We start from the raw sequence: 13,894 nt of genomic DNA, 5'->3' as shown, positions 1-13,894 counted from the left end.
ATTCCGCGGGCTGGTCGGGAGTCTGGACCATGCGGGTCAGGGACGTTTAGAGCAGAATTAGAACAGAAAAAGAAAACGGCACATCCCTGTGCCGCCGAAGAAGAAAAGACCATGTGATGGAGCCCTCCCCGCGCTTTACTGCCTGCGAGGTGAGGACTTGCGTCGCTAAACCGCAGCTGCCGAAGTCGCCTCAGAATCAGCCGGATTCGCGGTTTTCTCTTGGTTCTGCGACTGGTAGAAGTTGCTCAGCAGATCATTGAGATTTGCCTGCATCCGCTGTTGGCTTTCAGCGGGCGCATCCCGCATGCGAGTGTCCTGCTCCACCAGTCCGCGCATGATGCCAGTGCCGGCTTCGTTTGGGTTGTCGAGGAAATCCAGCACCGACTGACTGAAGCGATCACGCATCTCGTTCATCAACTGGCCGAGGCGCATTCCGGGCCGCTGCTCTTCCGCCGGAGCCTCAATCTGCTGGGTCTGGCGATAGGCTTTAGCCGCGGTATATTGCTGCGACTGGCTCATATTGAGCTCGAAGGCGGCAATCTGAGAACCGTCGAAGCTCAAGCCACCGGCTTGATCAAAAGCCTTTTGTATGTCGCCGCCGAAGAAATCATCGGCCATCTGACCCACATCGCGCACCAAATCGCTCATCGCGGTCATTTCATCCTGGCTAAGGTTCCCCCCCTCAAAGCTGAAGGAGTACCCGACCTGCTCGCTGCGACTCATCGAGAAGGCCGCAGCACGATTGCCGTTACTATCCGCATAGGCGGCGGCGCTGGAAGAAAATTCGCTGCTCTGACCAAATTTCAAGGTGATCTGATCGCCATCCTGAGTGCGCACCTGCATCTCAAACGAGGACGCACTCGAATACCGCTCAGCCATGGACAGCGCGGCGCTGCCTCCGCTACTCACCTCGAGTTGCTCACGCCGACGGCTAGGGTCAAGCTCCGCCAAGGCATCGCGCGTGCGCTGGGCGGTCTCGTCAACCTGCTCAGCCACCCCGCCCTGGAGCATTTTCAGCCCCGAGAGGATATCCTTGGCTTCCGCCAGGCCCTGCTCCATGCCGCGCACAGCGCTATCGAACAGCGATTGCACTTCCTTGTCGCTGCGGCCCTGGGTCCGCGCATTCTCCAACCCTCTGCCCACAAAGGAGCTGATCCGGTCGGCAATGGCCTCCGGGGAGAAGTCCGCCGGATCACGTTTTTGTAGGTCCGCGACCTCAACGCCGGGGATTTGCTCGACCAGGCGGTTCATCAGGTTTTCCTGAAGCTTCGCCATGGCCGCCCCGGCGGGACCGCCCGATTGCGCACGATAGGCCTCGTCGCGCCTTTGGGCACCCTCAACACTGGAATCCCGAGCGCGGCCGGGGTTGACCTGGCCTTGCATCAGGGGGTTCATCAAGCTGGCAGATGGATCGAAAGAAAACACTGTCGACTCCGCGGCTTTAGCCGATCATTTAGCGACCAACCCGCAACCTTTGTCTGCGTTGGGAGCGGCCATCACGAAAGAGCCGCCGGCGGCTGACATGCCCAGACCGGCCATTTATTCATGACATGGGTAACGACTGGGAATCCGCCGACTTGAGATACTTTAGTCTGGAAGGTGCCTTTTCGCGCCCGCTGCAAGACGCGGCAGCCAGTCGACCAGAGCACTCGACCAAAACAATCGATCAGACCAATCGATCAGGTCAGTTTCTTGCGGCGCGAGCGCTTACTGGGCTGCTCTTCCAGCGCCAGCAGCGCGTCCTGCGGTTCCGACAGCAGCAGGTTCTGATTATCTTCGAGTCGGCTGCGCAGGCGGCGTTCCTGTCGCACCCGCACCCCGTAGCCAAGTGCCGCACCGCCAGCAGTCGCAATGGTCAAGAGCCCGACCGTCATGAACTGAGCCACTATCATGGCAACGCCAACACCCGCCATGCCGCCGACAGCGATCCCGGTGCGCAGCTTAATGCCGGCGTTGCCCTTCATTTTGGTCTGCTTGACTGTGAGTTTGGCGCGCTGGCGCTCGGCCTCGACACGAATTTTCTCGCGCTCGCGCGAATGGCGCTGCTGTGCGCGCGACAGCACCTTGTCGCTGACATTACCGGCAATCGACTCGAACCATAGGGTCACCAACACCCCAGAGCTGGCGCCAACTGCAACGAACAGCGGCCAGGTCATCGCAATGTCGGTCTGCAGCGCGGTATAGGTGACCAGCACGGTCGCACCCTGCAGCACCAGGGTGCCTATCAGAAACCGAAACAGACTGCCGAGGCGATGGCCAAACATTGCATCCTCCGTTGTAATAAACCACGCGTTGACTGCTCAGGCATCCGGCGTTGCGGCGCAAGCGACGACCGGACCACCCGAAGCAGACAAGCGTCCGCTCAGCTTCCGCGCATGGACTTTGACATCTGTGGCGAACCGCCGGCTGAAGATTCGAGCAAATGGACCCAGGCGTCATCTTTGCCGCGCCCCGGCGATGCGCCCATGCGCGCGAGCCGCTGGCGCAGCTCTTCCAATGCGGCGCTGGTGCCGGCAACGCCTGCCGAAACCGGACGGTCATAGGCGTCGACCACAGCATAGAGGTTCTCCGGCCCGATGCTGCTGAGGTCAGTTAGTAGCAGCGGCGCCTCGCCATTCCCGGGCAAGAGTTCGGGAGTGGTGCGCGAAACCAGAAAAGGTCCGGAAGCCGATCTCAAGCGATTTGCCAGCGCGGCCTGGCGCCGTGCATCGAGCCGCGCGGCCAGCGCTTCGCGCGCGCCATCGGCGAGGTCGGGTGCGCTGCGCTCGGCAAGCGGCAGCGGGTCTAACCCGGCATAAACAGGGACAAGAAATTCGTGACTCGCCGCGACAGCATCCTGATTAGCGACCTCCGGGGCCCCGATCACATAGGTGTCGATCAGGCGCAGCAGCTCAAGCTCCGTGTGCCGCCAGGGGCGGGTCTGCTGCGGCCTGCGCCCATCGCCGAGCCCGTAGAGCACATAGGTGTAAACAGAACCCGGTCGATGCTCGCTTGCCCGGCCAAGACGCTCGGCAGCAGGCAAAGGTGGAAACACGGCAAGAGTATCGCCTTGCTGACCGTACGGCCATAACCCGTCGCCCTGCGGGCGTGCCAGTACCGGGCCAATATCTCGCGCCTGCGCCTGCGGCTGCGCTTGCGCACCATCGCTGACCTTGGCGCTAGGGGCAGCGATGTCCGCCGATTCTTGAGTTCGTGGCGCATGTCCGCAGGCGCTCAGAAATAGGCTAAGCGCGATCAGCATCAGGCTGGTGCGGCCCCAGGCAATTTGCCGCAAAGGCTTGCGCTCCAGAGCAACACGCGCCCCGGCGGTGCGATTTCCAGCGCGCCAATCGGGCAGCAAGCACGACAGACACGGGGACCAAGCGCGCCGAGATAATGACCAAAAAGTGTTCATTGTTGACTATTGCCCCACCATGGCGAGGAATGGGTTGGCCTGGACAGGTTGCGCACCAGCGATAAAACACCCGCGGCAACATATCAATGCGGCTCTTGTCCTCAAGCGCTAGCATACCTTTTTCTTGCCAGAGGAGTTTACCCCTCGGCAGCGAATTCCTATGATGCTCCTTTATCGGCACTTTCCAAACCGGAGTCCATTCTGATGCGTCTGATCGAAGAGGCCCTGACCTTCGACGATGTGCTGTTGGTCCCTGCCCATTCCGAGGTGGTCCCCAGCGAAGTCGATCTCAGCACCCGACTCACGCGCGAGATCGCGCTGAAAATCCCCCTGCTGTCTGCCGCCATGGACACGGTCACCGAGGCGCGACTGGCGATTGCCATGGCTCTCGAGGGCGGCATTGGTATCGTGCATAAGAACCTGAGCATCGAGCGACAGGCGCGCGAGGTGCTGGGCGTTAAGAAGTACGAAAGCGGCATTATCCGCGACCCGATCACTGTCCCGCCGGAAACCAGCGTCGGCGAGGTGCTGCAGATCACCCGCGCGCACAACATCAGCGGCGTGCCCGTCACAAAGGGCGGCAAGTTAGTCGGCATTGTCACCGGGCGCGATCTGCGTTTCGAGAACCGCATGGAGGCCCCGGTCTCGGAAATCATGACCGGCGAGGATCGTCTGATCACTGTGCAGGAAGGCGCGCCGCGCGAGGAAGTCCTGAGCCTGCTCCACAAGCATCGTATCGAGAAGGTCCTGGTGGTCAACGACGCCTTCGAACTGCGCGGACTCATCACCGTAAAGGACATCCAGAAAGCCAAGGACTTCCCCAAGGCCTCGCGCGATCAGCAAGAGCGCCTGCGCGTTGGAGCCGCCGTCAGCGTCGGCCGGGGAACAGAAGAACGCGTCACAGCCTTGGTCGAAGCCGGCGTGGATGTGTTAATTGTCGACACCGCCCATGGTCACTCCCAGGGCGTGCTCGATCGCGTCGCCTGGGTCAAGCGCCAGTTCCCCGATGTGCAGGTCATCGGTGGCAATATTGCCACCGCCGATGCCGCCCTGGCACTGGCCAAGGCCGGCGCGGACGCGGTGAAGGTCGGCATCGGCCCGGGCTCCATCTGCACCACCCGCATCGTCGCTGGCGTTGGGGTTCCGCAGATCACCGCGGTCAGTAATGTCACCCGCGCGCTCGAAGGCACCGATATCCCGGTGATAGCCGATGGCGGCCTGCGCTACTCCGGCGATGTTGCTAAGGTCATCGCCGCGGGCGCCCATAGCGTGATGATCGGCAGCCTGTTCGCCGGCACCAACGAGGCCCCGGGAGAGGTCGAGATCTACCAGGGTCGCTCCTACAAGTCCTACCGCGGCATGGGCTCGCTCGGCGCCATGGGTAGCAAGGAGGGCTCGAGTGACAGGTACTTCCAGGAGAACGTCGAGAAGGAAAAACTGGTGCCAGAAGGCATCGAAGGCCGCGTGCCCTACAAAGGCAGCCTGATCAACGTGGTCGCACAACTGATCGGCGGGCTCGCCTCCAGCATGGGCTACACCGGCTGCCGCACCATCGATGAGATGCGCACCAGGCCGCAGTTCGTCCGCGTCAGCGCGGCCGGCATGCGCGAGTCGCATGTGCATGATGTGCAGATCACCAAAGAAGCCCCCAACTACCGGATCGACAACTAAGCATGGCCACAGCCGCCCCCGCGACTTCGGCAACCATCACGGCCGACCGCGTTCTGATTCTGGATTTTGGCTCCCAGTACAGCCAGCTGATCGCCCGGCGGGTGCGCGAAGCGGGCGTTTACTGCGAACTGCATCCTTATGATATCGACACCACCGCGCTGCGCGATTTTGCGCCAAGCGGCATTATTCTCTCCGGCGGTCCTGAATCGGTGCATCAGGGCGAGGCCCCACAGGCTCACCCACTTGTCTTCGAGCTTGGCGTTCCGGTGCTCGGCATCTGCTACGGCATGCAGGCCATGGCGGAGCAACTCGGCGGGCGGGTCGCCGCAGCCGAGCGGCGTGAATACGGCTATGCCCAGGTCCGCGCGCGCGGGCACTCCCGCCTGCTGCGCGCCATTGAGGATCATGACTCGCCTGAGGGCTTCGCCCTGCTTGATGTCTGGATGAGCCATGGCGACCGCGTCGAGACTCTGCCGGACGGCTTTCAGGTCATCGCCGAGACCTCCAACGCCCCCCTCGCCGGCATCGCTGACGAAGCACGCGGCTTCTACGGCCTGCAGTTCCATCCCGAGGTCACCCATACCCGCCAGGGCCAGCGCATTCTCACCCGCTTTCTGCACGAGATCTGCGGCTGCGGCGACCGCTGGACCCCGGCGAACATCGCCGAGGACGCCATCGCCCGCATCCACGCCCAGGTCGGCGAAGATCACGTCCTGCTCGGACTGTCCGGCGGCGTGGACTCGGCCGTGGTCGCTGCGCTGCTGCACCAGGCCATCGGCGAACGGCTAATTTGCGTCTTTGTTGACAACGGCCTGCTGCGCGCCGGCGAGGCCGATCAAGTCATGGCCACCTTCGCGCGCCACATGGGCGTGCGGGTCGAACGCATCGACGCTGAGGAGCGCTTCCTCTCGCGCCTGGCTGGCATTGATGATCCGGAGCACAAGCGCAAGATCATCGGCAATACTTTCATTGAAGTTTTCGAGCAGGAAGCCGCGCGCTTCCCCGAAGTCCGCTGGCTGGCCCAAGGCACCATCTACCCCGATGTGATCGAATCCGCCGGTGCCCGCACCGGCAAGGCAAAGGTCATAAAGTCGCACCACAATGTCGGCGGACTGCCCGAGCGCATGCAGCTTAAGCTGGTCGAGCCGCTGCGCGAGTTGTTCAAGGACGAGGTGCGCAAGCTCGGCCTCGAGCTTGGCCTGCCAGCGGACATGGTCTATCGCCACCCCTTCCCTGGCCCGGGTCTCGGCGTGCGAATCCTTGGAGAAGTGCATAAGGAATACGCCGACCGGCTGCGCCTGGCCGACGCGATTTTCATCGAGGAACTGCGTCGTGAGGGACTCTACGACCAGGTCTCCCAGGCCTTCGCGGTCTTTCTGCCGGTGCGCTCGGTCGGGGTGGTGGGCGACAACCGCCAATACGCCCACGTCATTGCCTTGCGCGCGGTGGAAACCCTGGATTTCATGACCGCCCGTTGGGCCGAGCTGCCCTACGCGTTTCTTGCGCATGTCAGCCATCGCATCGTCAATGAGGTCGATGGCATTTCCCGGGTTGTCTACGACGTGACCGGAAAGCCCCCCGGCACCATCGAATGGGAGTAGAGAGAGGCTCGCCCGAAGAAGACGCGCAATGGATGCACCAGGCACTGATGTTGGCCCAGCGCGCCGCGGATGCGGGCGAGGTACCAGTCGGTGCCCTGCTGGTGGTTGGTAATGAGATAGTCGGCACGGGTTGGAATCGGCCCATAGCAAACAATGACCCGAGCGCACATGCCGAGATCCTGGCGCTGCGCGATGCTGGGCAAAAGCTTGGAAACTATCGCCTACCGGGCTCCCGACTCTATGTCACCCTCGAGCCCTGCGTGATGTGCGCCGGCGCCATCATCCACGCGCGGGTGGACTCTGTGATTTTCGGCGCGAGAGACCCCAAAGCCGGAGCCTGTGGCAGCGTCTTTGATCTGCTGCCCTCGGATGGGCGCTTCAATCACCGCACAGAATGCACCGGCCCCATCCTTGCTGAGCCTTGCGGCACGCTATTGCGGGCCTTTTTCAAACACCGGCGTGACGCGTCTTCTCACAAGGGCTGACAAGGCCAGTTTGACATTCTGGCTGAAAACGACCGGACCTGGGATAACCATGCTAGGGATCATCAAGCGGGGAATGATCGGCAAATGGTTTCGGCCCTGGAGAAACGAACGGACAAAAAATGGGGTATTCGGAATCTACTGTTGGTTAAGGCGCTCGGCCCTGGTAGTGTCAGCAGCCCGCGTCCGCTTCGGCTATTCGGCTATTGGAAGTGAGTCAGTCTGCACTTACTTGAAAACTCGGATTGTAGTGTTGGCCTCTATCGAGAAATGCGGGCAGCCAGCTTCCAGGCGGAGCAATACAAAAACCCAATCCTGAGGCTGCAGTAGTCGCAAATTATTCGAGGCTAGTTGTCAAGTCCCACAATGGTACACGAACAACTGTCACACAAAGTTCCGCGCGACGTTTGCGGCCGGTTTCGGCCAGAAGCGGACGCATCGATTAGAGCCAGCGGTTTTCCCATTTGAACCAAGTCCAGATCGACAACAGCACCAAGGGGGAAAGCTGCAGAGCTAGGATGACCCACCAAAGCTTGCGCAACTCTTCTCCGGCAAGCGCATCTGGATCCGCGATTGGTTCGAGGAGCATATTACGGCACCTTCGGATTTCACCGCCTTCCAGGTCGTCGAGTGCCTTTTTGAATGCGCTTGCCGTGTCCGTGCGGCCCAAATCAAGGGAACCCAGATCAAGGGGGCCCAGATCAAGGGGTTCGCGATAATAGGGTGCCAGCGTTAGGAGGCGCTCCGCGCTGCTTCGGCGCTTAGTCTTAATGCGTGGATCATTCTCGACAGCGCCCAAGTACACGCAGGTTTCTGGGGAACGGGTCGAGACGAGTCGCGCCACATAGTGATAGCGACCGGTTTCAGATCTGCGGCTAGAATGGTTGTAGACCTCAGGCTGATATGCGCCGTAGTCGACGCCGAAGCTGCCTTGCGCGACGCGGACATCGCGCAGACCGAGCATGAAGTTTTCGCCCTTGTACTGAATCGCCTCAGCCAAATTGATATCAGGTATTCGATCAGCAAAAGCGGTTTGCCACCAGGCATTGCCTTGGCTGCCGACGTAAAGAACGCTCACCATCGTAAATGCACCAAGCAAGCCCGCGTAGCCGCTGCCGTAGTTTTCCACATTAAGATTCGGGAACCAGCGGCGCAAGGGCTTTTGAAGCGCAATTGCGGCGCCAATGAAACCAAATATCATCATCGAAACACCAAGCCCAGCATTCACGATGAATGCGGTGTTGGGATCGACAAAGTCCGCCAAGATCAAAAACAGCATGACGCCTAAGAGCACCATGACAATGTAAAGAAGTTGTAAATAAATGATGTTTGGCAACCACTTAGCTAACACCTTGCGCGCCTGTGTCGGTTCAACTGCCCGCGGTGGCTTTCCAGTGCGACGCCAGTCATCCCAGCGGGCGGCGAGCAATGACCACCAGAGTTCTCGGTTCTCATCAATCACCAAGAATGCCTGTTCTCCCCGATCATCCCTATATCCGATCGCCGGTCGCAGGCGATGCTTCCCATCGCGTTTCTCTCTCTTGTTGATCTGATCAGCGTCCTGCTTGGTGCGCAACGCACTTAACCGGCCGCGCTCGATGATGGTGACACTGTTCCCGCGAACATAGAGCAGACTGTCGCTGAGAAGATGGAGCCCATCGCGCCAGCGTCCTTTTTTCCTCAGCCATCTTGCGCGAGTCGCCGGAATCCAGCGACGCAGCGCGATCGCGCTGGCGGCGAATAGAGGGAGGCAGGCCGCGACGAACATCACGGCGAGATAATCCAGATCCGCCTTATCCGAAACGTCTGTCTGCACAAGGGCGTAGGTGATGATCACCGTGAGCAACACGATGGGGCCCGTCCACCAGGGACGACCGAAATCCGTTGGCCAGAAGCGTGAAGGTTCCGGTAACGCACGGTCTGGATCGAGCCACGACTCGAAGGACTCGGGCAGGCTGTCTCGTTGCGCTATTGTCACGGCGCGGTGCTTATGGCGCATTCCCTTGGAACGCCCGCCTATGCGCCGGGATTTTTCCAGTGATGGCCTGCTAGCCATTGGATTTTCCCGTCCACAGCATCCAGCCTGATGGGATGGCGATCAATAACAACAATGGCACGGACGCCCAGGTGAAGAAGGAAGGCGACTTGCGCTCAACCACGGCATAGTGGTGCCATGTCGGGTGATGGTAAGCCGTCAGCTTGTCACCAGGTCTGAAGCGGTCCACGCCCGCTTTCTGCTCCCCTGCAAGCGTCGAGAAAGAGTAACGACTTCCAGTGTATATTGTTCCGTCAACCTGGTATCTGTACTTGAAGTGGAAGTTGACGAAGGTCTTATCCACTGACCCCTTGGAGCTGCTTTTCGAAGTGTAGGACTGCATCACGACAGCTGGGACTGGCACCCACTGGTCCTGGCCTGAAGCAAGAAAAAAGTTCTTTCCGACGAAGAAAAGACCTGTCAGGGCCAACAACAAGCCCGCCAAGCCATACAACCGATTACTTATCTTCACGCTTCTCGGCGTTGACTGTCCCTTCGGCGCCGGAGCCGGCAAAAGGGTGTCCGCATCAGAATCCCGCGCTGAGGGTGTCCGCGATCTTTTTGGCGCCGGCTGTTCCCGCGAAACGGGCTCACCGCCATGCAGGCTGGCGCGAAATCCCGCCAAGAACGCCTGTTCAGCCTCATCAAGCCCGGGCTTTTCGAGCACTTGGCTCAGCCGGTCGATGACGGTCTTGGCCTCCGCCAGGCCTTTTCCGGAAGCCTGGACATATCGCTGAATGGCGTGAATTTTTTGTCCCTGCAGCAACAGGTCAAGAATTTCATCGCGCGCCTGCCGTGCTTGCGGTGATAGCTGATGATCTTCCACGGTGGCCGCCCCTCCTCTTGGCATTCCGGAAAATGTGTTGCTTGCTCTGCATGGCAAACCGGTTTTACGGACCGAACGGGTTGGAGCGCCTTGCCTTATTGCGCCAGATACCTAATCCCAGGATCACCGCGAATCCAGTGCAGACGGTCACCACAAAAGCGACTTGAGTCGGGTAGAGAGACCAGCCGGCAGCCAGTCCAGCCAGGAAGATCAGTGCGGTGAGCCCGATGGCGGCTTTCTTGAGCCATTGCCAAAGCGCCAACTCTGCTTTCCAGGGTTCGCTTTGCGGGCCCTTGAGCAGCCTGCGAAGCAATTCGATAACGCCGATCACACCCAAGCCCAGGGCGCCGCCAAGAAAAAGCGCTCCGAACACCAAAGCTGGAGTGCCGAGAAGCCAGGAGCGATGCTCGAGGGCGCTCTCGGACGGTTTGCTCGGGTTGTAGAACAACTCGATGGGGGCGCCCTGCGCAAAACGGCGGGCGAGGTCCGCGGCGAGTTGCTCGGCCTCGGATTTGCTCCCAAGGGTCGCCGGAAAGAGGGTGTCGCGCCCCGGGTAACTGGTGCCGTCGATGGTATAGGTATAGGCCACGGTGATTTCCAGATTCCATTGGTTGCGACTCGAACTGTTTGGGTTACCTCGGTACAGGTGCGCGCGATAGTCGATGACTGTGCCGGCGACCGGCAGATAGCCGGTTGTGGGCTGGGTCACACCTTTCACCCCGGCGAGAAGTGCCAGCAGACCGAGCGCAGCAACCATCATCAGGGCGACGGATCCAGCGACCGCGCTGACAAGCAACTTGAGCAATTGCCATAACCTGTTACTCGGAAACATTCGCCTACCCATGCGAGTCCGCGCTTTCAGCCTGGAAACGCACATCCAACACCACCAGTGTCGCCTTTGACCTCGAACCCATCGCGCGCTAAGGTCGCCTCTTCACGGCATTACGAGCCAGCGGGTGCATTGCAATCGCCGAATCTCCATCGCAATTGACCTGACCACTGGCGCCAAGACCATTGGAGGTTAGCATGGGTGAGCAGAAATCGGGCGAGAAGAACTTGCCAAGCAAGCGACGCATCGTCCTGCTTAGCATCGCCGGAATCGTCGCCATTGGGCTGGGTTCTTGGGTGACGCATTGGAGAATCGATGCCAGCGGCGATGCGATGGCCGAGGTGGCCTCGGAGCTGGGACTCCAGGTGCATCAAAAGGGGCGTCAACACCAGTTACGCGGTCGTATCGACGACATTGACATCGCCGTGGAAACGACAAGCGAAAGAGTCGCTGGCGATATCAGGTACTTCACGGATTTTGAAATTCGCGCGCCCGACCAGCCAGCTGGCCGAATTGTCGGTGCAGGCATCCGGCAGAACGTCATTGCTGGCATGACAGGAGCAGAATCGCTCATCATCGGTGATCCGGCCTTTGACGAGGCCGTTTTTCTCGAGGGCGACCAGGCCACCTTGCTCGCGCATCTCGATGCCGAGGCCCGTTCCGCGGTCATTACCGCGACTAAAGCCGGCTGGGAGCTCGAGGATTTTACTTGGAGCAACCGGAAATCCGGTCGTGTGACGAATGCGGAGAAGATCGGTGCCTTACTCGATGCCGGAATGGCCGCGGCTCAAGCCCTGCGGTTGTCCAATGATCAATCCGCTGCGCTCCGCGAACGCGCTGAGAAGGACCCTTTGCCGGGGGTTCGCGCCGCAGCCGCCGAGGCGATGAACACGAGGGCAATCAACGCGGATGCATTAATGGCAAACGTTTCCGCCGCGCCCGAGCCCGTCACGCCTGAAAATGCGCTCGAGGCACTGGATGAATACTACACACCTCGCTCCCTCGAGGCCGCGCTGATGCTGGCTGCGGCCGGTGACGACCGTCAGGACGTCCGCAGTCGTCTTAGCATGGCAATCATGACCCGGGAACGAATCGCGGAGTCCATCGAGGCACTCGCCAAGGTCGGCGGCCCGGGTGAACTCACTGTGCTGAATTCAGTGTTTGGCGAACATGAAGCCGCGGCCAAGGCCGCTATCGCCGAGATCGAAGCACGCCAGTGAACAGAGGTTCATCAGACCGGCGGATGTCGAAGGCAGCAACCCGAGCCGGGCGGCACAGGCAAAATCTTTTCCTCAACCTCTTCGAATCCGCGCTGTTCATCGCGATAATGGCCTCGGCGGTGATGGTGTCAGAGGGTGCCCTCATCGAGTCGGTCATCGGGACATCGTTCTTTTTTTTTGCGCTCCCAGGATTGTTCGTCTTCTATGACGCGGCGCGTCATCGACGTCTCCTAACACCTCGCATTTGGGCGTGACTCTGGCTGGCTTCCATGCTTCAACTCTCGGTGGTTGAACTCATGATCCTCGCCTTGGTCCTGCCGCTGGTGCTGCTCGAAGCACTGTTTTATCTGGGCTGGTTGTTCACCCTGATCAGCCTTGCTTTTGGCTGTGTTTCACTGTTTCAAAGCTTCGTCTCTGACAAACAGTTCGAATGGAATTACGCAGTATTCGCGCTAACCGCCGTTCCAACCATGCTGGGGGCGACCTGGTTACGCGGCAAGCTCCTTGATCGCCAACTGTCCTCGCACAAGACCATTAAAGGGATTCGCACCTGGATTCGCCAGACCGCCCAGCGGCTGGAAGATGAAAACACTGAAAATTGCCCGTTGACCAAAACGTTGTAGTTTTATCTTTCATCAGGACGGTTCTTACCAGGCATGTAAATAATCCGGGGGCAGCGCGCACTTAGCCTCGTGCGCTTCTACCCAATCCAAGTGCAATGTCTGCTGTGGGTCGGAAGCGGACAAGGGAAAGGTGCAAATGCCGGCTGATGTCGCCAGCGTTCGGTCTAGCCCCGATGCCGGTCCAACCCGGGCAGTCGCGTTAGGAACTTCCCCTGGCCTGGGTGGCAGGTGCAGCGGGTGAACCGTCGATATGGCGGCAAGTTGTCCGAGAGCAGGTGAGTGTTGGGCTCGCTACGGACAGGCGGGGGAATCAGTCTCTCGAGTACGAGCTTATCCAGTGAGTTCAGGGTGCGCAGAACGACGCGCAAATTTCCAAGATTGTTGCGCAAGCTCGGGGCAGGCGAGTTCGACTGAGCGTTCCACCTCCGACCGGACTACCCCTGAACGGTTTCCCCGCATTCTTTTCCGAATAGCCAAAAAATAACCGCGCCGCGCGAGCAGTCGCGACGCGGTTATTTGGGCTGATTAGCTAGCCCCGGCTGGCAACGCGCTTTGCTGAGATGGCACCGCGCATTGATGCTCTGAAAAACAGCGTGCCGACAAAACCGGCGACAGCGACCCAGACGGTCATGATAAAGGGCTTGGTTTGCGCATCGGCCACGCCGAAGGTCTCGCCCAGTTTGATGAGTGCGGGATTGTTTTCAGGAACAGCGATCAGGAAAGCACAGTAAACCAGAAATACCGCGAAGAATACCAGTTTGATATCCATCTGAATCGCTGCGATCAAGGTTGCGAACGCGACCAGATACACCAAAAGGATAGTGTACTGCTGATCATTCATCAGCTCACGGATACCCTGAGTGTTGAGAACATAGACCAAACCAATCAGTGCACCCCAGTGGATGATCTGTCTGATCAGGTACCACATGCTGGAGTTATTGTTCAGATACGCCTGACTCCACCCGGACCCGAGCGAGAACAGAGCGATAATGGGAATAAAGTATTCCCAATAGCGGAAGGCCTCAGAGAAGCCTCCTTTGGTCAGACTGTAAAGCAGGACAACGGCACCGAAAAGAACGAGCAACGGTGTCAGGCCGAGCAGCATGGAGCTGCCACCCTTAGACTTGCCGGACGAAGATCCGGTTGAGGCCCCTTGGGCGACAGTGCTTGGCGACTGGGACATGGAATTTCCTCCCATGATAGATCGATGGTA

At 59.8% G+C, this 13,894-nt stretch carries 12 protein-coding genes; 5 read left to right on the top strand and 7 right to left on the bottom strand.

Annotated elements, in window-relative coordinates; all coding sequences use genetic code 11:
- Positions 1 to 165: 165 nt before the first annotated feature.
- The 3 genes from Thiosp_RS09380 to Thiosp_RS09370 all read right to left on the bottom strand — a co-directional run bounded on the left by Thiosp_RS09380 (position 166) and on the right by Thiosp_RS09370 (position 3,274).
- The gene (locus tag Thiosp_RS09380; RefSeq protein WP_323697006.1) at positions 166 to 1,425 is read right to left on the bottom strand and encodes a DUF5610 domain-containing protein; all 1,260 of its coding nucleotides are present in this window, start codon (positions 1,423 to 1,425) and stop codon (positions 166 to 168) included.
- A 254-nt stretch (positions 1,426 to 1,679) separates the two neighbouring features.
- Positions 1,680 to 2,264 (bottom strand): hypothetical protein, encoded by a 585-nt coding sequence (locus Thiosp_RS09375; RefSeq protein WP_201067827.1) that lies wholly within the window; start codon positions 2,262 to 2,264, stop codon positions 1,680 to 1,682.
- A 98-nt stretch (positions 2,265 to 2,362) separates the two neighbouring features.
- On the bottom strand, positions 2,363 to 3,274 hold the full coding sequence (locus tag Thiosp_RS09370) for a hypothetical protein (protein ID WP_201067828.1): 912 nt from the start codon (positions 3,272 to 3,274) through the stop codon (positions 2,363 to 2,365).
- A gap of 324 nt (positions 3,275 to 3,598) precedes the next feature.
- Between Thiosp_RS09370 and guaB the strand changes: the two genes are divergently transcribed.
- Genes guaB through tadA form a run of 3 tightly spaced genes read left to right on the top strand, consistent with a single transcriptional unit; the run spans position 3,599 to position 7,151 of the window.
- On the top strand, positions 3,599 to 5,065 hold the full coding sequence (gene guaB / locus Thiosp_RS09365) for an IMP dehydrogenase (protein ID WP_201067829.1): 1,467 nt from the start codon (positions 3,599 to 3,601) through the stop codon (positions 5,063 to 5,065).
- A gap of 2 nt (positions 5,066 to 5,067) precedes the next feature.
- Positions 5,068 to 6,666, top strand: coding sequence for a glutamine-hydrolyzing GMP synthase (gene guaA / locus Thiosp_RS09360; protein ID WP_201067830.1), 1,599 nt, complete (start codon positions 5,068 to 5,070; stop codon positions 6,664 to 6,666).
- Positions 6,657 to 7,151: a tRNA adenosine(34) deaminase TadA gene (tadA, locus tag Thiosp_RS09355; RefSeq protein WP_201067831.1), complete on the top strand. Its 495-nt coding sequence runs from the start codon at positions 6,657 to 6,659 to the stop codon at positions 7,149 to 7,151. The genes guaA and tadA overlap by 10 nt, the downstream gene beginning before the upstream one ends.
- Before the next feature lie 439 nt (positions 7,152 to 7,590).
- On the opposite strand, the gene Thiosp_RS09350 is transcribed toward tadA, so the two are convergent.
- The 3 genes from Thiosp_RS09350 to Thiosp_RS09340 form a co-directional block, all read right to left on the bottom strand.
- Complete coding sequence (locus Thiosp_RS09350; protein WP_201067832.1) at positions 7,591 to 9,147, bottom strand: hypothetical protein; 1,557 nt, start codon at positions 9,145 to 9,147, stop codon at positions 7,591 to 7,593.
- A gap of 49 nt (positions 9,148 to 9,196) precedes the next feature.
- Complete coding sequence (locus tag Thiosp_RS09345; RefSeq protein WP_201067833.1) at positions 9,197 to 10,009, bottom strand: DUF3592 domain-containing protein; 813 nt, start codon at positions 10,007 to 10,009, stop codon at positions 9,197 to 9,199.
- Between the two features lie 64 nt (positions 10,010 to 10,073).
- Complete coding sequence (locus tag Thiosp_RS09340) at positions 10,074 to 10,814, bottom strand: DUF3592 domain-containing protein (protein ID WP_323697005.1); 741 nt, start codon at positions 10,812 to 10,814, stop codon at positions 10,074 to 10,076.
- Between the two features lie 356 nt (positions 10,815 to 11,170).
- Here Thiosp_RS09340 and Thiosp_RS09335 point away from each other — a divergent pair, with 356 nt between their 5' ends.
- Both Thiosp_RS09335 and Thiosp_RS09330 read left to right on the top strand, forming a co-directional pair.
- Positions 11,171 to 12,058: a hypothetical protein gene (locus Thiosp_RS09335; protein WP_323697004.1), complete on the top strand. Its 888-nt coding sequence runs from the start codon at positions 11,171 to 11,173 to the stop codon at positions 12,056 to 12,058.
- Positions 12,059 to 12,327: 269 nt separating this feature from the next.
- Positions 12,328 to 12,681 (top strand): hypothetical protein, encoded by a 354-nt coding sequence (locus Thiosp_RS09330; RefSeq protein WP_201067836.1) that lies wholly within the window; start codon positions 12,328 to 12,330, stop codon positions 12,679 to 12,681.
- Positions 12,682 to 13,210: 529 nt separating this feature from the next.
- On the opposite strand, the gene Thiosp_RS09325 is transcribed toward Thiosp_RS09330, so the two are convergent.
- Positions 13,211 to 13,864, bottom strand: coding sequence for a hypothetical protein (locus tag Thiosp_RS09325; protein ID WP_201067837.1), 654 nt, complete (start codon positions 13,862 to 13,864; stop codon positions 13,211 to 13,213).
- Between the last annotated feature and the right edge of the window lie 30 nt (positions 13,865 to 13,894).

The sequence above is a fragment of the Thiorhodovibrio litoralis genome, assembly GCF_033954455.1.
GTDB lineage: Bacteria > Pseudomonadota > Gammaproteobacteria > Chromatiales > Chromatiaceae > Thiorhodovibrio > Thiorhodovibrio litoralis.
Note: the sequence above shows the minus strand (reverse complement) of the source record. Positions and strands in the feature narration are given on the sequence as shown.